Source organism: Lederbergia ruris (genome assembly GCF_018332955.1).
GTDB classification, from domain to species: Bacteria; Bacillota; Bacilli; order Bacillales; family Bacillaceae_C; genus Lederbergia; species Lederbergia ruris.
Genome location: NZ_BORB01000013.1, coordinates 24,223 through 45,466, shown reverse-complemented (window position 1 = coordinate 45,466; position 21,244 = coordinate 24,223). Strand labels below are relative to the sequence as shown.

22 protein-coding genes are annotated in these 21,244 nt (G+C 38.7%); 21 read left to right on the top strand and 1 reads right to left on the bottom strand.

Translation table 11 applies throughout. The features are described 5' to 3' along the window. Nucleotides 1–46 precede the first annotated feature (46 nt). The 13 genes from remA (at nt 47) to spoVM (ending at nt 12,565) form a co-directional block, all read left to right on the top strand. Nucleotides 47–307: an extracellular matrix/biofilm regulator RemA gene (gene remA, locus KI363_RS09310; protein ID WP_158320419.1), complete on the top strand. Its 261-nt coding sequence runs from the start codon at nt 47–49 to the stop codon at nt 305–307. 7 nt (nt 308–314) lie between these two features. After that, a complete protein-coding gene (gene gmk / locus KI363_RS09305; protein ID WP_158320418.1) occupies nt 315–932 on the top strand; it encodes a guanylate kinase in 618 nt (205 codons plus the stop codon). After that, nucleotides 932–1,126 carry a DNA-directed RNA polymerase subunit omega gene (gene rpoZ / locus KI363_RS09300; protein ID WP_158320417.1) on the top strand — a complete coding sequence of 65 codons (195 nt, stop codon included), beginning with the start codon at nt 932–934 and terminating at the stop codon, nt 1,124–1,126. The genes gmk and rpoZ overlap by 1 nt, the downstream gene beginning before the upstream one ends. Before the next feature lie 186 nt (nt 1,127–1,312). Further along, entirely contained in the window at nt 1,313–2,518 is a 1,206-nt protein-coding gene (gene coaBC / locus KI363_RS09295) for a bifunctional phosphopantothenoylcysteine decarboxylase/phosphopantothenate--cysteine ligase CoaBC (protein WP_373306764.1), read from the top strand. Then, complete coding sequence (gene priA / locus KI363_RS09290) at nt 2,515–4,917, top strand: primosomal protein N' (RefSeq protein WP_158320416.1); 2,403 nt, start codon at nt 2,515–2,517, stop codon at nt 4,915–4,917. The genes coaBC and priA overlap by 4 nt, the downstream gene beginning before the upstream one ends. Before the next feature lie 123 nt (nt 4,918–5,040). Continuing rightward, nucleotides 5,041–5,994, top strand: a complete 954-nt coding sequence (gene fmt, locus KI363_RS09285; protein WP_158320415.1) for a methionyl-tRNA formyltransferase — start codon at nt 5,041–5,043, stop codon at nt 5,992–5,994. Then, on the top strand, nt 5,987–7,330 hold the full coding sequence (rsmB, locus tag KI363_RS09280; protein WP_158320414.1) for a 16S rRNA (cytosine(967)-C(5))-methyltransferase RsmB: 1,344 nt from the start codon (nt 5,987–5,989) through the stop codon (nt 7,328–7,330). Before fmt ends, rsmB begins: the two co-directional genes overlap by 8 nt. 53 nt (nt 7,331–7,383) lie before the next feature. Beyond that, the gene (locus KI363_RS09275; protein ID WP_158320413.1) at nt 7,384–8,136 is read left to right on the top strand and encodes a Stp1/IreP family PP2C-type Ser/Thr phosphatase; all 753 of its coding nucleotides are present in this window, start codon (nt 7,384–7,386) and stop codon (nt 8,134–8,136) included. Further along, nucleotides 8,136–10,187, top strand: a complete 2,052-nt coding sequence (pknB, locus tag KI363_RS09270) for a Stk1 family PASTA domain-containing Ser/Thr kinase (RefSeq protein WP_158320412.1) — start codon at nt 8,136–8,138, stop codon at nt 10,185–10,187. Before KI363_RS09275 ends, pknB begins: the two co-directional genes overlap by 1 nt. A gap of 29 nt (nt 10,188–10,216) precedes the next feature. Then, nucleotides 10,217–11,098 carry a ribosome small subunit-dependent GTPase A gene (rsgA, locus tag KI363_RS09265; RefSeq protein WP_212966177.1) on the top strand — a complete coding sequence of 294 codons (882 nt, stop codon included), beginning with the start codon at nt 10,217–10,219 and terminating at the stop codon, nt 11,096–11,098. A 4-nt stretch (nt 11,099–11,102) separates the two neighbouring features. Beyond that, complete coding sequence (rpe, locus tag KI363_RS09260; RefSeq protein ID WP_158320410.1) at nt 11,103–11,759, top strand: ribulose-phosphate 3-epimerase; 657 nt, start codon at nt 11,103–11,105, stop codon at nt 11,757–11,759. After that, the gene (locus KI363_RS09255; RefSeq protein ID WP_158320409.1) at nt 11,752–12,405 is read left to right on the top strand and encodes a thiamine diphosphokinase; all 654 of its coding nucleotides are present in this window, start codon (nt 11,752–11,754) and stop codon (nt 12,403–12,405) included. The genes rpe and KI363_RS09255 overlap by 8 nt, the downstream gene beginning before the upstream one ends. A gap of 79 nt (nt 12,406–12,484) precedes the next feature. After that, a complete protein-coding gene (spoVM, locus tag KI363_RS09250; RefSeq protein WP_057986724.1) occupies nt 12,485–12,565 on the top strand; it encodes a stage V sporulation protein SpoVM in 81 nt (26 codons plus the stop codon). A gap of 126 nt (nt 12,566–12,691) precedes the next feature. On the opposite strand, the gene rpmB is transcribed toward spoVM, so the two are convergent. Beyond that, nucleotides 12,692–12,880: a 50S ribosomal protein L28 gene (gene rpmB / locus KI363_RS09245; RefSeq protein WP_057986722.1), complete on the bottom strand. Its 189-nt coding sequence runs from the start codon at nt 12,878–12,880 to the stop codon at nt 12,692–12,694. A gap of 284 nt (nt 12,881–13,164) precedes the next feature. On the opposite strand from rpmB, the gene KI363_RS09240 reads away from it, so the two are divergent. The 8 genes from KI363_RS09240 to KI363_RS09205 all read left to right on the top strand — a co-directional run bounded on the left by KI363_RS09240 (nt 13,165) and on the right by KI363_RS09205 (nt 21,162). Beyond that, entirely contained in the window at nt 13,165–13,524 is a 360-nt protein-coding gene (locus KI363_RS09240; protein WP_158320408.1) for an Asp23/Gls24 family envelope stress response protein, read from the top strand. Between the two features lie 26 nt (nt 13,525–13,550). Further along, nucleotides 13,551–15,221, top strand: coding sequence for a DAK2 domain-containing protein (gene fakA / locus KI363_RS09235; RefSeq protein ID WP_158320407.1), 1,671 nt, complete (start codon nt 13,551–13,553; stop codon nt 15,219–15,221). Between the two features lie 112 nt (nt 15,222–15,333). Beyond that, nucleotides 15,334–17,382 (top strand): ATP-dependent DNA helicase RecG, encoded by a 2,049-nt coding sequence (recG, locus tag KI363_RS09230; RefSeq protein WP_212966176.1) that lies wholly within the window; start codon nt 15,334–15,336, stop codon nt 17,380–17,382. A gap of 198 nt (nt 17,383–17,580) precedes the next feature. Continuing rightward, nucleotides 17,581–18,165, top strand: coding sequence for a transcription factor FapR (gene fapR, locus KI363_RS09225; RefSeq protein WP_158320405.1), 585 nt, complete (start codon nt 17,581–17,583; stop codon nt 18,163–18,165). After that, nucleotides 18,162–19,151 carry a phosphate acyltransferase PlsX gene (plsX, locus tag KI363_RS09220; protein ID WP_158320404.1) on the top strand — a complete coding sequence of 330 codons (990 nt, stop codon included), beginning with the start codon at nt 18,162–18,164 and terminating at the stop codon, nt 19,149–19,151. Before fapR ends, plsX begins: the two co-directional genes overlap by 4 nt. A gap of 16 nt (nt 19,152–19,167) precedes the next feature. Continuing rightward, nucleotides 19,168–20,115, top strand: a complete 948-nt coding sequence (gene fabD / locus KI363_RS09215) for an ACP S-malonyltransferase (RefSeq protein WP_212966175.1) — start codon at nt 19,168–19,170, stop codon at nt 20,113–20,115. Continuing rightward, complete coding sequence (gene fabG, locus KI363_RS09210; RefSeq protein ID WP_212966174.1) at nt 20,112–20,855, top strand: 3-oxoacyl-[acyl-carrier-protein] reductase; 744 nt, start codon at nt 20,112–20,114, stop codon at nt 20,853–20,855. Before fabD ends, fabG begins: the two co-directional genes overlap by 4 nt. 73 nt (nt 20,856–20,928) lie before the next feature. Further along, on the top strand, nt 20,929–21,162 hold the full coding sequence (locus tag KI363_RS09205) for an acyl carrier protein (RefSeq protein WP_057986708.1): 234 nt from the start codon (nt 20,929–20,931) through the stop codon (nt 21,160–21,162). Nucleotides 21,163–21,244: the final 82 nt, after the last annotated feature.

Here is a 21,244-nt window from a genome sequence, read left to right as displayed (position 1 = left end):
TGTATATAAATGTACAAAAAAACCGATAGTTGACTGGAGGAGCATTATGCAAACCAAGCTTTTAAATATTGGCTTTGGAAATATTGTCTCAGCCAATCGAATTATTTCGATTGTAAGACCCGAGTCTGCTCCCATAAAGCGTATCATTCAGGATGCACGAGATCGTGCAACATTAATTGATGCTACTTATGGAAGAAGAACTAGGGGAGTAATTATTATGGACAGTGAACATGTAATTCTTTCAGCTGTCCAGCCTGAAACCGTTGCTCAGCGGTTGTTTGGCAAGGATGAGAATGAAGAAGGGTAGGAACAACATGAAAGAAAAGGGGTTATTGATTGTTCTTTCCGGTCCATCAGGAGTCGGAAAAGGCACAGTAAGAAAAGCTGTATTTTCGCGTCCCGATGCTCAATTTGAGTATTCCATTTCGGCCACAACTAGAACTCCTCGCGAAGGTGAAATAGATGGAGTCGATTATTTTTTTAAGAGCAAGGAAGAATTTAGACAGATGATTCGAGATGGAAAACTCTTGGAATATGCTGAATATGTGGGGAATTATTACGGTACCCCTTTGGATTATGTGAACGACACATTAAACTCTGGAAAAGATGTTTTTCTAGAGATCGAAGTTCAAGGGGCTAAACAAGTACGAGAAAAAATTCCTGATGGGTTATTTATATTTTTAATGCCTCCAAGTTTAAATGAACTTCAAAGCCGGATTGTCGGGAGAGGCACTGAATCGGTGGAACTTATTCGTAATCGTATGGAAGCCGCTCGCCGAGAAATTGAATTGATGAGCTTATATGATTATATTGTAGAAAATGATGATGTTGAAAAAGCGGTTGATCGTATTAATGCAATTGTTCAAGCTGAACATTATCGAACTGAACGAATCGCAGAAAAGTATATTAAAATGTTGGAGGTTGGAAAATAATGCTATATCCATCTATTGATAAGTTGTTAAATGTTATTGATTCTAAATATTCTCTTGTGACGGTTTCCGCCAGCAGGGCTCGTCGTTTACAGGAAAAATCGCATCCGTTAATGGAGAATTACGAATCACATAAGTTTGTAGGAAAAGCTTTGGAAGAAATTTATTCAGGAGCTTTGAAAGTAAAAGATATTTAATATGGGGTTTTTGAAACAGACAACCTATAAAGATATGGTTGTCTTTTCTATAGGTCTACAGGAGTAGGTCAGGATGGCGTGGCGATTGTTGTCGCGCCCTTATTCGTTTATCCTTGTAATAGTCGCTTGCGCTTTTAGTTCTGGTTATACATACTAGTAGTCAAATTATAAATGGGGATGTATAAAATGAAGAAAAATATTTTATTAGGTGTGACAGGTGGTATTGCTTGTTATAAAGCAGCCGCACTAACAAGCAAGCTTGTTCAATCGGGTTATTCCGTTAAAGTAATGATGACAAAATCAGCTACGAATTTTGTATCACCCCTAACTTTTCAAGCCTTATCTCGAAATGAGGTTTACACAGATACTTTTATTGAAAATAATCCCGAGGTGATTGCTCATATAGACTTAGCTGATTGGGCAGATTTATGTTTAATTGCACCGGCAACAGCCAATATGCTTGCAAAATTAGCCCATGGTTTAGCGGATGATATGGTTTCCACGACTTTACTTGCCACGACAGCTCCCGTGTGGATTGCGCCAGCAATGAATGTGCATATGTATGATCATCCAGCTGTGAAAAAAAATATTGATACATTACATCAATTTGGTCATCGTTTTATTGAACCTGGTGATGGATATCTAGCTTGTGGTTATGTCGGGAAAGGGAGATTAGAGGAACCTGAAACGATTGTAGACTACATTGATCAGCATTTTTCTGAACCAGAACAGCCACTTAAAGGCAAGAAAGTTCTCATTACTGCGGGGCCAACTAAAGAAAAGATTGATCCTGTGCGTTATTTAACGAATCACTCTTCAGGAAAAATGGGCTATGCACTAGCAGAAGAAGCAGAGAAAATGGGGGCGGAAGTAGTATTAATTTCTGGTCCAAGCACATTACCCGTACCAACGGGTGTGAAATGTATCTCGATTGAAACGGCAGAGAATATGTATGAGCAAGTGTTAAAATACTTTCCTTCTGCCGATATTGTGATAAAAAGTGCAGCTGTGGCCGATTATCGTCCAAAACAAACTTCCCAGCAAAAAATAAAGAAAAAAGACGGCAATCTCATTTTAGAATTTGAAAGAACAAAGGATATATTAATGGAATTAGGAAAACGAAAAGAACATCAGTATCTTGTTGGCTTTGCTGCTGAAACGGAAAAGCTCGAAGAACATGCTTACGGCAAACTAGAAAGAAAGAATGCAGATATGATCATCGCCAATGATCTTACGGCAAAAGGAGCTGGTTTCTCAGCAGATACAAATATCGTCACAATTGTGCAAAAAAATCACAGACCAAAGAAATTACCTTTATTAAGTAAAAATGAAACCGCAAAACGAATCTTAGAAGAAATCGTGAAAAATAGGACAGAGGAAGATCATAAATGATTGCTGAAGTCATTGTCGATGTTCCGGCTCTTGGAACAGATAAGGTCTTTGATTATTTAATACCTGAAAAATGGCTGAATGTCGTTGAACCAGGAATGAGAGTAGCTGTTCCATTTGGTCCTCGGTTTATTCAAGGCTTTGTAATGGATGTAAAAACGGAAAGTAGTTTTAAGAAACTGAAAGAAATTAGCGGGCTATTGGATTTAACACCTGTTCTAAATAATGAGTTACTAGCATTAGGACAGTGGATTGCAAATGAAACACTTTCGTTTAAAATATCTGCCTTTCATGCCATGCTTCCTGCAGCGATGAAAGCAAAATACGAGAAATATATCCGCCGAACCAATTCAGAATCTAATCCGGAGTTAGAATCGCTTTTTTTGAACAAAGAAGAAATAACTTGGAAAGAAGCTGAACATAGAGAAATTCTTCCCAAATTACGCGAGCAAATAAATCGGGGAAATGCAGAGGTTATTTATGATATAAAAGACCGAGCTAAAAAAAAGACGGTAAATGTTTACACTACTTTTTTGACTGAAAATGAGTTGACGGCCCATCAAAATGAAATAAGGGCGAATGCGACTGCTCAGAGGAAACTCATTTTATTTCTTTTAAAGCACCTGAAGGAAAATTTTACGACACAACAGTTAATCGAGTTTAGTGGGACTTCTTCTACGGCGATTCAAGCCTTCGTCAAAAAAGGTATACTACAAAAAAGTCAAGATGAAGTATATCGGGATCCATTTGCACATAAAGAATTTGAACGTACTTTGCCTTTGGCTTTGACAGAGGAACAAAAAAAAGCAATCACCCCTGTTTTATCCCGAATTGAAGCAAATGAGTATCAAACATTCTTATTGTACGGTGTAACAGGAAGTGGGAAGACGGAAATTTATTTGCAATCGATCCAAAAAGTATTAGAAAAAGGAAAAGAAGCGATTGTTTTAGTACCAGAAATATCTTTAACCCCGCAAATGGTAGACCGCTTCAAAGGGAGATTCGGGGATGATGTCGCTGTTCTCCATAGTGGATTGTCTTTAGGTGAAAAATATGATGAATGGCGCAAGATACAAAGAAAAGAAGCGAAAGTGGTTGTTGGAGCTCGCTCTGCTATTTTTGCCCCCTTGGAAAATATCGGAATTATCATTATCGATGAAGAACATGAAACAAGTTATAAGCAAGAGGAGCAGCCGCGCTATCATGCTCGTGATGTCGCAATAAAAAGGGCGAAACATCATCATTGTCCGGTTATTTTGGGGAGTGCAACCCCTTCGCTTGAATCTTTTGCTAGAGCGCAAAAAGGCGTTTACCATCTATTAACATTATCAAAACGGATGAATGATATGGCTCTACCAGCTGTTTCGATCGTGGATATGCGCGAGGAAATGAGAAGTGGCAATCGCTCGGTGTTCTCTGTAGAGCTATTTGAAAAAATAAAAGATCGTTTAGAAAAGCAAGAACAAACGATTTTATTCTTAAATAGAAGAGGGCATTCATCTTTTTTACTTTGTCGCGATTGTGGATATGTGATGCAATGTCCACATTGTGATATTTCCTTAACCTTTCATCGTTTTTCGAATGAGATGAAATGTCATTATTGTGGATTTACGACAGGGGTTCCCGATAAATGTCCTGAATGCATGAGTCAACATATTCGTTACTTTGGAACTGGAACCCAGAAGGTAGAGGAAGAATTGAATAAAGTGTTACCTGAGGCGAGGATCATTCGAATGGATGTTGATACAACATCAAGAAAAGGGGCCCATGAAAAGCTGCTTGATCAATTTAAATCAGGACGAGCGGATATCCTGTTAGGGACGCAAATGATTGCAAAAGGGCTGGATTTTCCCAATATTACACTTGTTGGTGTGTTAAGTGCAGATACAATGCTTCATTTGCCTGACTTTAGAGCGGCGGAAAAAACTTTTCAATTACTTACACAAGTAAGTGGAAGGGCAGGGAGACATGAATTAACAGGCGAAGTTGTCATCCAAACGTATACTCCTGAGCACTATAGTGTGGAGCTTGCAGGGCAACAAAACTATGATCAATTCTATCAGCGAGAAATGATCCTTCGAAAAATGGGTTCTTATCCGCCTTTTTTTTATTTATCATTAGTAACTGTCAGTCATGAAGATTTAATGGAAGTTATATCTGCTACAGAGAAGATGGCGAAATTTATTCATGCTAATCTCTCAGAGCAGGCGGTCATATTAGGACCTGCTGCCTCTCCCATTCCACGAATCAATGATAGATATCGTTATCAATGTTTGATAAAATACAAACATGAACCGAAGTTGATATCGACTTTAAAAAAACTGCTAGAACATTACCAGCAACAATACAACAAAGAAGGTTTGACAATTTCTATTGATGTTAATCCTTATAACATGATGTAACACCGAAAGTTTGCTAGTCGCTAGGCGCTGTAGCTAGCCAAAGAAAAGCGGAGAGCGCCTGTTTAGCGGCGTTCCGCACCCTGTTGGCCTAAAATAGATAAGTATCAGAAAGTAGTGAGAGAGATGACAAGAATTGTTTTCATGGGGACACCTGATTTTTCAGTTCCGATTCTAAGAAAGCTAGTGGAGGATCAATATGAAGTCGTAGGAGTTGTGACACAACCAGATCGTCCAGTTGGTCGTAAAAAAAAGTTAACGGCTCCGCCCGTCAAACTAGAGGCAGAACGGCATGGCATTCCTGTATTACAGCCAGAGAAGGTTCGTGATGAGGCGGAAGTCAAGAAAATTTTAGATTTGAAACCTGATTTATTGGTAACAGCCGCTTATGGCCAAATACTTCCGGAATCTTTATTAGAGGGTCCGAAATTTGGTTGTATTAATGTGCATGCTTCGTTACTTCCTGAGTTAAGAGGGGGAGCGCCTATCCACTATGCATTATTACAAGGAAAAGAAAAAACGGGTATTACCATTATGTATATGGTGAAACAATTAGATGCCGGCGATATTCTTACGCAAGTTGAAGTACCAATTGAAGAGAATGATGATGTTGGAAGTCTACATAATAAGCTTAGTTTAGTTGGAGCTAAATTACTTTCCGAAACGATCCCTGATCTATTAGCGGGGAAAATAAAACCAGTCCCTCAGGATCACCAATTTGCTACTTTTGCGTCAAATATTAAGAGGGAACAAGAAAAAATTAATTGGAATGAAACAGGCGAAACGATTTATAACCAAATCAGGGGGTTAAGTCCATGGCCAGTAGCTTATACTATTTGGTCAGGAAAAACATTAAAAATATGGCGAGCGGAAAAGGTGAAAATCTCCAAACAAGCTTCCCCAGGTACCATAGTACAAATGGAAAAAGACAGTTTTATCGTTTCAACCAATAATGAAACAGGGATAAAAATATTAGAGGTACAGCCTGCAGGTAAAAAGAAAATGACGACTGAACAATTTTTACATGGAACAGGCTCGACCATCAAACTTGGCGACCGATTGGGGCAAAATAATGAATAAAAAGAAAAAATCTGTCCGAGAAGCCGCGCTTCATATATTGGAGTTGATTGATAAACAGCAATCTTACAGTAATTTATTATTAAACCAAGTCATTCAAAAAGAAAAAATAACAGGCCCTGATATTGGATTGCTTACTGAGTTGGTTTATGGAACCATTCAACGTAAATTAACGTTAGATTATTATCTTCAGCCTTTTTTGCGTAAGCGACCTGATCACTGGGTATTAAATTTACTGCGCCTATCTATATACCAAATGGTTTATTTAGATAAAATTCCTGATCGGGCCATTCTATTTGAAGCTGTTGAAATTGCCAAAAGGCGTGGACATAAAGGAATTTCCAGTTTTGTGAATGGAATTTTAAGACAGGTGCAAAGACAGGGATTGCCATCTCTTACCGCCATTGTTGATCCAGTAGAACGACTTTCGGTTGAGACAAGCCATCCTTTATGGTTAGTACAAAGGTGGAATAAGCAATTCGGTTGGGAAAAAACAAAAGCAATGTGCGAATATAATCTTTTACCACCTGTTCAAACCGCCAGAGTGAATACGCATAGGATAACAACGAGTGAGGTCGTCTCTTTATTAAAGGAAGAGGGTTTTGACGTTCAACCAAGTCCGATTATCCCTGAAGGGATTAGGGTGTTAAGAGGAAATATTGCTCATTCGCAAGCGTATGAATCTGGTTTGCTTAGTATTCAAGATGAAAGTTCTATGGTTGTTGCCTATGCATTGGAAATATCCCCTGATTTCACTGTGCTTGACGCTTGTGCAGCACCGGGAGGGAAAACAGGCCATATTGCAGAAAAACTACAGGGGACTGGAAAGGTTGTCGCACTTGATCTTCATGCTCATAAAGTAAAGCTCATAAATGAAAATGCAGCACGCATAGGGCTTCATAATATAGAAGCGAGAGTGATAGATAGTAGAACTACAAGTGAAGTGTTACAGCTAGAATCTTTCGATCGTGTTTTGGTGGATGCTCCTTGTTCTGGTTTAGGGGTTTTACGACGTAAACCGGATATAAAATATTCTAAAACGATCCAAGATATTGCCGCGTTGAGTCATGTGCAATTAGAAATTTTAACCGAATCTGCAAAATTGGTAAAAAAGAGTGGCCTGCTGATCTATAGTACCTGTACAGTTGATCTTGAAGAAAACCTCGAGACTGTGAATGAATTTTTACGACAGCAAGAAAATTTTACACCACATGACATTCATTTACCCGATAGTCTAGCTCATCTAGTTGATCCAAAAGCGAATAAGATTCAAATTCTACCACAAGACTTTGGTGGTGATGGCTTTTTTATTGCTGCTTTTAAAAAGAAGGATCAGTAAGGATGATTCTAACCCTTAAAGATAAGCGAGTAGCTTAAAGAGGAGAAGAGAATATGGATGCGATTTTTAAAACAGATCAGGGAAAAATACGAAAACTTAATGAAGATAGTGGGGGGATTTTTTTAAATTCCGCTAACCATTATCTTGCTGTGGTGGCAGATGGAATGGGTGGGCATAATGCTGGGGAAGTTGCTAGTGAAATAGCCGTGTCAAGCTTAGGGGAACTATGGGAAAACACGGAAAGCTTTACTTCACCTGAAATGGCTGAGCAGTGGGTTCGAACTCAAGTAGAACACGTGAATAAAAAAATCTTTGAACATTCTCAGTTACACCCCGAATGCGAAGGAATGGGAACCACTTTGGTTGCTGCGTTGTGTTTAGATGGGTTTGCGACAATCGTCAATATAGGGGATAGTCGCTGCTATTTACATAATGAAAATGGATTTAAACAATTAACGGAAGATCATTCACTTGTAAATGAACTTGTGAAAGCAGGAGAAATTTCGGCAGAAGATGCGGAGTTTCATCCAAGAAAAAATATGTTGCTAAAAGCAATGGGAACGGAACCGGAAACAGATATGGATATTTTAACCATTACACTAGAAGAAAATGATAAACTTTTACTTTGTTCGGATGGACTATCCAACAAGCTTTCAGTAGCTGAAATGCAGGAAATTATCGAAAACGAAATGGAGCTTGACCAGAAGGCAAAAAAACTTATCGATTTAGCTAATCATTACGGTGGAGAAGATAATATTTCCGTTGCCATTTTTGAAGCACAAGCTGAAAGCAGGTGCAAGAATTAATGTTAATAGGAAGAAGAGTCAGCGGCCGTTATAAAGTGATCCGATTAATCGGCGGGGGCGGTATGGCCAATGTTTATTTGGCTCATGATATGATTCTTGATCGTGATGTGGCCATTAAAATATTACGATTAGATTTTGCCAATGAAGATGAATTTATTCGTCGATTTCAAAGGGAAGCACAATCAGCGACAAGCTTAACCCACGAAAATATCGTAAGCATTTATGATGTCGGAGAAGAAGATGATATCTATTATATTGTCATGGAATTTGTTGATGGGATGACCTTAAAAGAATATATTCAAAGTTATCATCCGATTGACATTGAAAAAACAATCGATATTATGAAACAACTGACTTCAGCGGTTGCTCATGCCCATCAGAATCATATTGTGCACAGAGATATAAAACCACAAAATATATTAATTGATCATAACGGTCACGTCATGATTACCGATTTTGGCATCGCGATGGCGTTAAGTGCCACTTCGATTACTCAGACAAATGCCGTTTTAGGATCTGTGCATTATTTATCACCGGAACAAGCAAGAGGGGGGATGGCGACAAAAAAATCTGACATTTATTCCTTAGGGATTGTGATGTTCGAACTTTTAACAGGTCGATTGCCTTTTTTTGGAGAATCTGCTATCTCGATTGCACTAAAACATCTGCAATCAGATACACCTTCTCCAAGACGATGGAACCCAACGATTCCTCAAAGTGTCGAAAATATCGTGTTAAAAGCAACGACGAAAGATCCTTTCCAGCGTTACGAGAGTGCGGAAGAAATGGAAGCAAATTTAGATACAGCATTGGATCCTGATCGAATAAATGAGCCCAAGTTTACCATTCCAGAAGACCATGAAGCAACGAAGGCGATTCCGATTATCTCTGAAGATGACCTTGTAACGATGAACAACAAAACGATTCCACATCCAAATAACGGACAAACCAAAGAAGTTCCAAAAAAGGATCCGAAAAAGGATGCAAAACCTAGTCCGAAAAAGAAAAAACGCAAAAAATGGCCGTGGGTTGCGGGGAGCATTACAGCTTTATTGATATTACTCTTTGTCTTTTCGATGTTTATTTTACCAGCGATTCGTGCTGCCCAAACGGTTGAAATCCCTGACCTAAAGGGAGAAGAATATGATGACGCCGTTACAGCACTTGTTGATAAAGGATTGAAAATAGGTGACCCGATAGAGATGTCTAGCGAAGAGGTTGACGAAGGAAAAGTAGTCAAAACAGATCCGAAGGCAGGAAAACCTGTCAAAAAGGGCCATACTGTTGTGATATATATAAGTACAGGGAAAGAAAAGGTAGCTTTCTCTGATTATACAGGCGAATTATTTGAAGATGCGAAGGATTTATTGGAAAAACTAGGGTTTGACGTTAATAATATTCAAAAAGAGGAAGTATATGATGATTCCCCGGCAGGTACAATTATTGAGCAAACCCCTAGCCCCAACACAGAAGTTGTTCCAGATGAAGAGTCTGTCCATTTTGTTGTCAGCAGAGGCGAGGAACAAATTACCCTAAAAGATTTAGCTGGTTATAACCGAAAGGGCTTAGAGGATTACGAAGATTCAACTGGATTAGATATTGATATGTCTGCCGAGGAATATGATGATTCCGTGCCTGAAGGATCTGTTATATCGCAGGATCCTGAAAAAGGAACAGAACTTTCTAAAGGGGATAAAGTAAAGGTTGTAATTTCAAAAGGTCAAGAAGAAATTCCTTTTAAAGAGGTAACAAAAGAAATCACCATCCCATATGATCCTTCAGCTAATGAAGAAGAAAACGTTGATGAAGAAGAGGAAGAGGAACAGGAGCAAGAGCAAGAAGAAAAGAAGGAGAATCCTCCTCAAGAAATTAAGATATTGATTCAAGATATGGATAACAATATGTCTGTTCCAGCTGATACCTTCACCATTACTGAAACAACTGTAAGAGAGGTAACATTTAGAATAGAAAAAGGAAGCACAGCAAGTTATAAGGTCATGCGCGGAAATACTGTCATTAAGGAAGATGATGTACCATATCCGGGAGACTAAAAGATCTCTAAAATGAAAGGAAAGGTGACATGTCAGAAGGAACAATTATAAAAGCTTTAAGTGGATTTTACTACGTTGAAGACAATGGGCAAATTATTCAATGTCGGGGCAGGGGAGTTTTTAGAAAAAATAAAATTACCCCTCTCGTTGGAGATCATGTCGTTTATCAAGCGGAAAATGACAAAGAAGGATATATAATGGAAATCAAACCAAGGAAGAATGAATTGATGCGGCCACAGATCGCGAATATTGATCAGGCGATCTTGATTTTTTCTGCAAAAGAACCGGATTTTAATCCGGTTTTACTTGATCGCTTTCTTGTCTTGATTGAGTTCCATCAGATAATCCCTCTCATTTGCATTACGAAGATGGATCTCTTACTAGAAGAAGAAATAAAAACGTTGAAAGAGCGCCTTTCTGTTTATGAACGAATTGGATATGAAGTGATTTTCTTATCCTCCCATACGACGGAAGGGATTGAACAATTTCGTTCTATTATTGGGAATCATACGAGTGTGTTTGCCGGGCAATCAGGAGTGGGGAAAACCTCATTGTTAAATGCTTTGCAACCTGGTTTGGAGTTGAAAACAAGTGAGATCTCGACTCACCTAGGCCGTGGTCGGCATACGACAAGACATGTTGAATTCATTCCAATTGATCATGGTTTAATTGCAGATACGCCTGGATTTAGCTCATTGGAGTTTAATGAATTAGACATTGAAGACCTAGCCTGGACTTTCCCTGAATTAAGAGAGAAAGGCAACGACTGTAAATTCCGCGGATGCCTTCATGATAATGAGCTACATTGTGCGGTTAAATCTGCAGTAAAGACAGGAGAAATTTCTGGCGAACGTTATCAGCATTATTTACAATTTTTAGCGGAAATTAAAGATAGAAAGCCGAGGTATTAATGTTATGAAAATTGCACCCTCCATATTATCGGCAGATTTTACGAAATTAGGAGAAGAAATTAAAGAAGTAGAGGCAGCGGGAGCGGATTACATCCATATTGATATAATGGACGGTCATTTTGTTCCGAATATTACGATGGGACCTCTAATTGTAGATGCTGTGAAGAAAGTAACAAATTTACCATTGGATGTTCATTTAATGATTGAACATCCTGAACGATATATCCATGAATTTGCGCAAGCAGGAGCAGATTTCATCACCATTCATGTGGAAGCAGATAAACATATTCACCGAACCCTTCAAGAAATTAAAAAATTAGGTGTTAAGACTGGTGTTGTGCTAAACCCCGCTACACCCGTTTCGGCGATTGAAAATATCTTGGAAGAAATCGATATGGTTTTATTAATGACGGTGAATCCTGGTTTTGGAGGACAGACCTTTATTCATGCGGTATTACCGAAAATAAGAGAAATTAAAAGGATGATCCAAGCTAAGAATTTAGAGATCGATATTGAAGTTGATGGTGGGATTGATACGAAAACGGCAAAACTCTGTAAAGAAGCTGGAGCGAATGTTTTCGTAGCAGGTTCGGCGATTTTTGGACGTACGGATCGAAGTTTAGCCATTCAAGAACTCCGCTCTAGTATCGGCAATGAGTAAAAAAAGAATAAATATTGTCGCCGGCGGCCCAATCCAACACATACCGAATCTTACCTTAATGGATGATGAGAATACACTTTGGGTTGGTGTGGATCGCGGCGTTTATTATTTATTAAAACATAACATCAATCCAACCATCGCGATCGGTGATTTTGACTCTGTCTCTGCAGAGGAGTGGAAAATCATTCAACAAAGTGTGAATGAATTGGACATTCATCAGCCTGAAAAAGATGAAACAGATATGGAATTAGCTTTAATCTGGGCAACAAGTCAAGCACCTGCTAGCATCAAAATTTTTGGGGCAACCGGGGGAAGATTGGATCATTTTTTAGCCAATGCGTTTATGTTAGTAAAGTATCAGCAGCCTCATTCAGATCCAATTGAAATCATTGACTTGCAAAATGAATTAGCTATTTTTTATCCTGGGAAGCATCAAATATATTGGGACAAAAATAAAAAATACGTTTCTTTCATTCCACTAAGCATGGAAGTTAACAGCTTATCCCTATCCGGTTTTAAATACCCACTTATTGATCAAAATATTGATTTTACTTCCTCTTTATGTATAAGCAATGAACTTATACAAAAAACTGGTACTTTTTCATTTGAAAAAGGCATATTAATGATGATAAGAAGTAATGATTAAGAGTAAGTACCTATTTATAAACATTGTATATAATGATCAAGAGTAAATGTGGGCATTTTCTAGGTTAGGAGGGAATGAAGTGAGATTTTATACGATTAAACTTCCAAAATTTTTGGGTGGAATTGTAAGGGCCATGCTTGGAGCCTTTAAAAAGGGGTAAGCCGCTGACCCTTATAGATGAACTAATTCCTGAATCTGTTAAAGTAAATCACAAACAAAAAAGCGTCCATTATGGGCGCTTTTTTGATTAGTCCCGCATGCAAGACGCAGGTCACAAATAACTATATTATACACGTTCAACTTTACCGGATTTAAGTGCTCTTGCAGAAACCCACACACGTTTAGGTTTACCGTCTACAAGGATTCTCACTTTATGAAGATTTGCTTTCCATGTACGTTTATTCGCATTCATTGCGTGTGAACGTTTATTCCCAGATCTTGTTTTACGACCTGTAACAACACATTGCTTTGCCATTCTGTATTCCCTCCTGTCACTGAAGTCAGACTATTCATTCGTTCATTCCTTCAAGTTTCCTCAGACACTTAAATAATTTACCATAGAAATATGCTGATTGCAATCATTCTTATTAGTCGTTTGGTGGTGAAGCTGAATTTTTTTGAAATATGGATATTCAAAAACAAGCAATGCTTTAAAAAAAGCTGCCATTATAGTAAGATATTGTTATCTATGTTGTGAGTGCGTTTTAGAAAAGAGTATGTATGATGTGGGGGATTTCGACCAACTAAGGAGGAATTTGCATGTCCATAGAATTGAAAAATAGCTACGGTCATATTGATATATCCAATGAAGTAATCGCGACTACTGCTGGTGGAGCTGCGATCGATTGTTATGGGATAGTCGGAATGGCTTCTAAAAATCAAATTAAGGATGGTCTAACAGATATTTTACGAAAAGAAAATTTCACCCGCGGAATAATTGTCCGTCAGGAAGAAGAAGCTTTACACATAGATATGTATATCATTGTAAGTTATGGAACGAAAATATCTGAGGTTGCCCATAATGTACAATCCAAAGTGAAATATACACTTGAACAGACAATAGGAGTTGCTGCTGACACTGTTAATATTTATGTTCAAGGGGTTCGTGTAGTGAACTGAACCCGTAATGGAGGAGGAAAAAACTAGTGTCTATACAATCACTGGATGGAAATCAATTTGCGGAAATGATCAAAAAAGGAGCCAACCATTTGGGAGCCAATGCTCAGATGGTCGATGCCTTAAATGTTTTTCCTGTACCTGATGGGGATACAGGAACCAACATGAACCTTTCCATGACTTCTGGTTCAAAAGAAGCCCAAAAAAATAAACAGAACCATATTGGAAAAGTAGCCATGGCCTTATCGAAAGGCCTATTAATGGGAGCGCGCGGGAATTCAGGTGTGATTTTATCACAGCTTTTTCGTGGGTTCGCGAAAGATATCGAACAAAAATCCATTTTAAATGCAAAAGAATTTGCGCATGCTTTTGAAGCTGGAGTAGAAACGGCTTATAAAGCAGTGATGAAACCGGTAGAGGGGACGATTCTAACTGTTGCGAAGGATTCTGCCCAAAAAGCAATCGAAACCGCTAAATCCGAAGCAGATATCATTGTCATTATGGAATCAGTGTTAAATGAGGCAAAAGCATCCTTAAAACGTACTCCTGATTTATTACCAGTTTTGAAAGAGGTCGGAGTTGTTGATAGTGGTGGGCAAGGATTAGTTTGTGTATATGAAGGTTTTTTAGCATCTCTAAAGGGAGAAACTTTACCAGATACACCTGTCCTAGAACCAAGTATGGATGAACTTGTGAATGCACAACATCATCAGAGTGTACAAGGATATCTACATACGGATGATATTGTTTATGGCTATTGTACTGAATTCATGGTGAAATTTGATCCTAAGAAGGAGAAATTTTCGGAACAAACTTTTCAAGCAGATTTAAGCCGATTTGGTGATTCTCTCCTTGTTATTTCAGATGATGATGTTGTGAAAGTTCATATTCACTCTGAAAAACCAGGAGAAGTCCTTAGTTATGGCCAAAAGTATGGTAGCTTAATCAATATGAAAATTGAAAATATGCGTGAGCAACATAGCACGATTATAGAAAACGACAAAAGACATCAAAGTACAAACAACCCAACTCAAAAGGAAAAACAGCCGTATGCCATGATCGCTGTTTCAATGGGAGAAGGGATTGCTGAACTATTCAAAAGTCTAGGTGTTGAAAAGGTCATTGAAGGTGGCCAAACGATGAATCCAAGTACGGAAGATATTGTAAAGGCAATCCAATCTACTCATGCAGAAAAAATTCTCCTTCTTCCTAATAATAAAAATATTATTATGGCGGCGGAGCAAGCGGCTGAAGTGGTAGAAGAAGCGGTATTTGTTGTACCTACAAAGACCGTTCCTCAAGGTTTAGCTGCAGTATTGGCCTTTAATGCTTCACTTTCCCTTGAACAAAATGGGGAAGGGATGAGTGAAGCTGCGAAAGAGGTTAAAACAGGACAAATTACGTATGCTGTTCGCGATACGGTGATTGATGGTTTGTCGATTCAAAAAGATGATTATATGGGAATCCATGATGGAGTAATTGTAGAGGCTAATAAAGTCATGGAGAGTGCAGTGAAAACTCTTCTTAACGAAATGCTTGATGAAGATTCTGAAATTCTTACGATTCTTTATGGGGAAGATATGAATTCGAACGAAGTGGATCAGCTAGTAGGAGACCTTCATAATCAATATCCAGATCTTGAAATAGAAGTGCACAATGGGAAACAACCACTGTATCCATATATTTTTTCAGTAGAATAAACACGCAAAATGATATAAATTGTTATAGAATGGAAGGGGAAACCCTTCTTTTTCTTTTGCAAAGATATAAAAACATGAAATAGAAAGAAAACATATCGGGAGTGCAATAAAAGTGAATAATTTGCTCGAAGGATCCACAACATTATTAAACGGAATCGGGGAGGAAACGGCTGAAGTTCTCTCTGAAATGGGAATTGATACCATTGATGATTTATTCAATTACCTCCCCTATCGATATGAAGATGTTAGATTACGTGATTTAAATGAAGTTGCCCATGGAGAAAAAATCACAATCGAGGGAAAAGTACATAGTGAGCCAGCGATTGTTTATTATGGTAGAAAGAGAAATAGATTAGTGATTCACCTACTCATTAATCAGTATTTAGTTAAAGCAGTTTTTTTTAACCGCGCTTTTTTAAAGAGAAAAATCGCCATTGGAGATACGATCATCGTATCTGGTAAATGGGATAAGCATCGTTTGACCATAACCGGACAAGATATCCAGGTTAATCCAAAGGAACATACCAACGACTTTGAACCTGTCTATCCATTAAAGGGATCGATGACGATTAAGACTTTACGAAGATTTATAGAACAAGCTTTTAAAGACTATGGAGATCTCATCAATGAGACGCTACCTTCAGCTTTATTAACAAAATATAAATTGCCAAGCAGGAAACTAGCTCTAAGAAAAATTCATTTTCCGCAAAGTCTTTCTGAAGTGAAAGAAGCACGCCGCCGCCTCATTTATGAGGAATTTTTCTTTTTTCAATTAAGACTGCAGGCCTTTCGCAAATTAAAAAGGGAGGCATCTAAAGGCCTTTCCCAACAGTATAATTTGCAACATTTAAAAGCATTTATCCAGTCCCTCCCATTTGAATTAACGGATGCCCAGAAAAAAGTAGTCAATGAAATTTGTCGAGATTTAAAATCATCGTATCGGATGAATCGTTTATTACAAGGAGATGTAGGCTCAGGTAAAACAGTGGTAGCTTCTATAGGACTTTTTGCTAGTGTAACGGCTGGTTATCAATGTGCCATGATGGTGCCAACAGAAATTTTAGCAGAACAGCATTTTACCTCTTTAAATTCTTTATTCCAACAAACTGGTGTTACGATCGAATTATTAACCAGCTCAGTAAAAGGCAAAAAACGGGAAGAAATACTTAGCAAATTGGTTAAAGGTGAGATAGATATCCTCATAGGAACGCACGCACTTATTCAGCATGATGTTATTTTCGCGAAGTTAGGCTTAGTCATTACCGATGAGCAACATCGTTTTGGTGTTGAACAGCGCAGAATTTTACGCGAAAAAGGGGAAACACCAGATGTGTTATTCATGACAGCAACACCAATCCCGCGCACCTTAGCGATCACTGTCTTTGGAGAAATGGATGTCTCGATTATTAATGAAATGCCATCAGGAAGAAAAAAGGTCGAAACATACTGGGTGAAACATAATAGTATCAACCGTGTCCTTGAATTTATTGAAAAAGAATTAGTAAAGGGAAGGCAAGCCTATATTATTTGTCCTCTCATTGAAGAATCGGATAAACTAGATGTTCAAAATGCGATCGATGTTTATGAGGTATTGTCACAGTATTTTCATGGAAAATATAATATCGGATTAATGCATGGGAAATTACCCGCAAAAGAAAAAGACGATGTGATGAGGGCTTTTAGCCAAAATCAGCTTCAATTACTTGTTTCTACAACTGTGGTCGAAGTGGGAGTGAATGTTCCCAATGCTTCCCTCATGGTAATCTACGATGCAGAACGTTTTGGCCTTTCCCAGCTTCATCAGCTTCGCGGAAGAGTTGGAAGAGGGAGTGAACAATCATACTGTATCTTATTAGCTGATCCTAAGTCAGATAATGGAAAAGAGCGGATGAGAATCATGACAGAAACCACAGATGGATTTGTGTTAAGCGAAAGAGATTTAGAGTTGCGAGGCCCAGGTGATTTTTTTGGAAGGAAACAAAGCGGTCTACCCGAATTTAAAATTGCTGATATGGTTCATGATTATCGAGCCCTTGAAGCGGCCAGGAATGATACGGTTACTCTACTTGAACAAGATGATTTTTGGGAAAGTCCGGAATATTTACCATTACGAAATTATTTAAAAATGACGGAAGTATTAAATGGTGAGAAATTAGATTGAGTTAATAAAAGCGCAAGCGCCCGTTTAGGGACGTGCAAACACGGGTCATAAGGTTGAACGGCTAAAGGCGCGCCGTCCTGGCGCAACGCCGTTCTGACCAACGTCCTGTTGGCCCGCGTAAAGGTTGCGCATTGCTCCTTCTTTTTATATACTACTATTAATACCTAGTCTTAATATCTTGATTGGTGCTGATGAAATATGAGACCTTCAAAAAGAGAACGTCAAAATTTATTACAAGAGACAATCCATGAAAACCCATTTATAACGGATGAGGAATTGGCAGAAAAATTTTCTGTAAGTGTACAAACCATCCGGCTTGATCGTATGGAGTTGGCTATTCCCGAGTTAAGAGAAAGAATTAAAACGGTAGCAGAAAAGCATGTAGAAGATGAAGTGAGAGCTTTGCCGATCGAAGAAGTCATTGGAGATATTATTGATATTGAATTAGACGAATCTGCGATCTCGATCTTTGATGTCAAAAAGGAGCATACGTTTAAACGAAATGCGATCGCGAGAGGGCACCATCTATTTGCACAAGCAAATTCGCTTGCGGTGGCGGTGATAAACGATGCACTTGCCTTAACCGTCAAGGTGAATATTCATTTTACGCGGCCAGTTAAAGCGGGTGAAAGAGTGATCGCGAAGGCGAAAGTTCGGAGACAGCAGTGGCAAGGAGATCGTACAATTGTAGATGTAAAAAGTTACGTCGACAAAGAATTAGTGTTTAAGGGCGAATTTGAGATGTTTCGTTCTAGTCAAACGTCAGAAGGTGAGAAAGCATGAGAATTGCAATCGATGCTATGGGGGGAGATCATGCTCCTAAAGAAATCATTTTAGGTGTAAATCGTGCGATGGAGGAATTTTCTGATATCGAATGTACATTATTCGGGAATGAAGCTGAAATCAGAAAATATGGCATAGTTAATGATCGAATAACCATTATTCATACAGATGAAAAAATTGAATCGACAGATGAGCCGGTTAAAGCGGTGAGAAGAAAAAAAACGGCCTCCATGGTGATGATGGCTCAAGCTGTCAAGGATAAAACGGCTGATGCCTGTATTTCTGCAGGCAATACTGGAGCCTTGATGGCAGCTGGTCTATTTATTGTGGGGAGAATCAAGGGGATTGATCGTCCTGCCCTTGCTCCGACATTACCAACTTTAGATGGAAAAGGATTTGTTTTTTTAGATGTAGGGGCGAATGCAGATGCTAAGCCGGAACATTTATTACAATATGCGATTATGGGGAGTATTTATGCACAGAATGTCAGGAAGATTACGAATCCGAAAGTGGCTTTGCTGAATATAGGAACGGAAGAAAATAAAGGGAATGATTTGACGAAAAAAGCTTTTGCCTTACTTCAAGATTCCAAATTGAACTTTGTTGGCAATATTGAGGCTCGTGATTTATTGGAAGGCTTGGCTGATGTGGTCGTGACAGATGGCTTTACGGGCAATGTCGTTCTAAAAACAATTGAAGGGACAGCGTCAAGTCTATTTTCTATGCTAAAAGACACCTTTATGAATAGTTTCAAAAATAAACTAGCAGCGGGCCTTATTAAAACAGATTTAAAGCAAATTAAAAATAAAATGGATTACACGGAATATGGCGGCGCCTGTCTTTTTGGACTAAATGCACCAGTTGTAAAAGCACATGGTTCTTCCAATGCGAATGCCATTTATCATGCAATTAGGCAAACAAGAGAAATGGTGCAGCATAATATCTCCGAAACAATTGCGAACTCATTAAAAATAGACAATGAATAAGGTGGGAGAGATGGATATGGGGAAAATAGCCTTTGTATTTCCTGGTCAAGGATCTCAAACAGTTGGAATGGGAGCCTCTGTAAGGGAAAGCAAACAGAATGCAAAAGAGATATTCGATTTAGCGGATAAGAGGTTAGGCAGAGATTTGACATCCATTATACTGAATGGACCTCAAGAAGAATTAACAAAGACAGCAAACGCTCAACCGGCCCTTCTTACAACAAGTATTGCTCTTCTACAGGGGCTCAAGGAAGCTGGTATTCAACCAGATTATACAGCTGGACATAGTCTTGGCGAATATACCGCATTAGTTGCCAATGAAGCCATTACTTTTTCCGATGCTGTCTATGCTGTTGCAAAACGAGGAGAATTAATGGAAGAAGCTGTTCCGAATGGAAAAGGAACAATGGCAGCTATCCTTGGGATGGATCGGCACCTTTTAACTGATATTTGTCAGCAGGTAGCGGATAGTGGAAACCTAGTACAGTTAGCCAATATGAATTGTCCCGGTCAAATCGTGATTTCAGGCTCGGTTGAAGGAGTTACTAAAGCAGGAGAAGAAGCGAAAAAAAATGGAGCGAAGCGAGTACTGCCATTGCAAGTGAGTGGTCCTTTTCACTCGGCTTTAATGAAACCTGCAGCTGAAAAATTTACAGCTGTTTTAAACGAGATTCATATTCAAGATGCGCAGATTCCGGTAATTGCTAACGTAACAGCAGAGCCAACAAGCGACCAAAATGATGTTCAAAAACTTCTGCTAGAGCAGTTATATTCTCCAGTTTTATGGGAGGATTCTGTACGAAAAATGATTGAACTCGGTGTTGATACCTTTGTGGAAATTGGACCAGGAAAAGTATTAACAGGCCTGATTCGAAAAATTAGTAGAGATGTCAAAACTTTATCGGTTCAAGACTTAGAAAGCTGTCAAGCGGCTATTACGGCATTAAGGAGGAATGATGGATGAAGCTTGAAAATAAAGTAGCCATTGTCACAGGTGCTTCCAGAGGAATTGGAAAAGAAATTGCCCTTACACTAGCGAAGGAAGGGGCAAATATTGTTGTGAATTACTCTGGTAATGAAGAAAAAGCAAAGGAAACAATGGACGAGATTCTCGCATTAGGAAGAAAAGCGATTATTTATCAATGTAATGTATCAGATCCTACTTCCGTTCAATCCATGATAAAGGAAACCATTCAGCAGTTCGATAAAGTCGATATTTTAGTGAATAATGCCGGCATTACACGGGATAATCTATTAATGAGAATGAAAGAATCGGAATGGGACGATGTATTAGACACAAACTTAAAAGGTGTTTTTAATTGTACGAAAAGTGTATCAAGACAAATGATGAAGCAACGGTATGGGAGAATTATCAATATTTCATCCGTTGTCGGATCAAGTGGGAACCCTGGACAAGCGAATTATTCCGCGGCAAAAGCGGGCGTAATTGGTTTAACAAAAACGACGGCTTTGGAGCTAGCTGCAAGAGGAATAACGGTAAATGTGATTGCACCTGGGTTCATTACGACAGATATGACGGAAAAACTACCGGAAGACGCAAAAGCGGCGATGCTGAAGCAAATTCCCCTAGGAACATTTGGGGAGCCAAAAGATATTGCTTCCTTAACTGTTTATCTTGCTTCTGATGATGCTAAATATATTACAGGTCAAACCATCCATGTGAATGGTGGCATGTATATGTAGGATGAAAAGTTTTGTGGTGCCATGTTTATCTTTTTAAGAGATTCGATTATAATACTTGAGGGGAGGTGACAAAATGGCGAACACAGTTGAACGTGTAACAAAAATTATTGTGGATCGATTAGGTGTTGAAGAATCAAAAGTTACGCTTGAAGCTTCATTTAAAGACGATCTAGGTGCAGATTCACTTGATGTAGTTGAACTTGTCATGGAATTAGAGGATGAGTTTGATATGGAAATTTCTGATGATGATGCAGAAAAGATTGCAACAGTAGGCGATGCTGTCAATTACATAGAAAGTAATGCCTAATCTAATGTAAGGATATGACCCGTCGGTTGTTGACGGGTCTTTCTACTTGTGTAGGAAATATAACAGGCGCTTGTGCTTTTGG

Excerpts from the sequence above, each read along its gene's own strand:
- KI363_RS09240 (WP_158320408.1), top strand. The coding sequence starts at position 13,165 with ATGTCCATAGAATTGAAAAATAGCTACGGTCATATTGATATATCCAAT.
- pknB (WP_158320412.1), top strand. The coding sequence starts at position 8,136 with ATGTTAATAGGAAGAAGAGTCAGCGGCCGTTATAAAGTGATCCGATTA.
- rsmB (WP_158320414.1), top strand. The coding sequence starts at position 5,987 with ATGAATAAAAAGAAAAAATCTGTCCGAGAAGCCGCGCTTCATATATTG.
- rpmB (WP_057986722.1), bottom strand. The coding sequence starts at position 12,880 with ATGGCAAAGCAATGTGTTGTTACAGGTCGTAAAACAAGATCTGGGAAT.
- fabD (WP_212966175.1), top strand. The coding sequence starts at position 19,168 with ATGGGGAAAATAGCCTTTGTATTTCCTGGTCAAGGATCTCAAACAGTT.
- fapR (WP_158320405.1), top strand. The coding sequence starts at position 17,581 with ATGAGACCTTCAAAAAGAGAACGTCAAAATTTATTACAAGAGACAATC.
- rpoZ (WP_158320417.1), top strand. The coding sequence starts at position 932 with ATGCTATATCCATCTATTGATAAGTTGTTAAATGTTATTGATTCTAAA.
- priA (WP_158320416.1), top strand. The coding sequence starts at position 2,515 with ATGATTGCTGAAGTCATTGTCGATGTTCCGGCTCTTGGAACAGATAAG.
- rpe (WP_158320410.1), top strand. The coding sequence starts at position 11,103 with ATGAAAATTGCACCCTCCATATTATCGGCAGATTTTACGAAATTAGGA.
- gmk (WP_158320418.1), top strand. The coding sequence starts at position 315 with ATGAAAGAAAAGGGGTTATTGATTGTTCTTTCCGGTCCATCAGGAGTC.
- KI363_RS09255 (WP_158320409.1), top strand. The coding sequence starts at position 11,752 with ATGAGTAAAAAAAGAATAAATATTGTCGCCGGCGGCCCAATCCAACAC.
- coaBC (WP_373306764.1), top strand. The coding sequence starts at position 1,313 with ATGAAGAAAAATATTTTATTAGGTGTGACAGGTGGTATTGCTTGTTAT.
- KI363_RS09275 (WP_158320413.1), top strand. The coding sequence starts at position 7,384 with ATGGATGCGATTTTTAAAACAGATCAGGGAAAAATACGAAAACTTAAT.
- fabG (WP_212966174.1), top strand. The coding sequence starts at position 20,112 with ATGAAGCTTGAAAATAAAGTAGCCATTGTCACAGGTGCTTCCAGAGGA.
- remA (WP_158320419.1), top strand. The coding sequence starts at position 47 with ATGCAAACCAAGCTTTTAAATATTGGCTTTGGAAATATTGTCTCAGCC.
- plsX (WP_158320404.1), top strand. The coding sequence starts at position 18,162 with ATGAGAATTGCAATCGATGCTATGGGGGGAGATCATGCTCCTAAAGAA.
- KI363_RS09205 (WP_057986708.1), top strand. The coding sequence starts at position 20,929 with ATGGCGAACACAGTTGAACGTGTAACAAAAATTATTGTGGATCGATTA.
- fmt (WP_158320415.1), top strand. The coding sequence starts at position 5,041 with ATGACAAGAATTGTTTTCATGGGGACACCTGATTTTTCAGTTCCGATT.
- rsgA (WP_212966177.1), top strand. The coding sequence starts at position 10,217 with ATGTCAGAAGGAACAATTATAAAAGCTTTAAGTGGATTTTACTACGTT.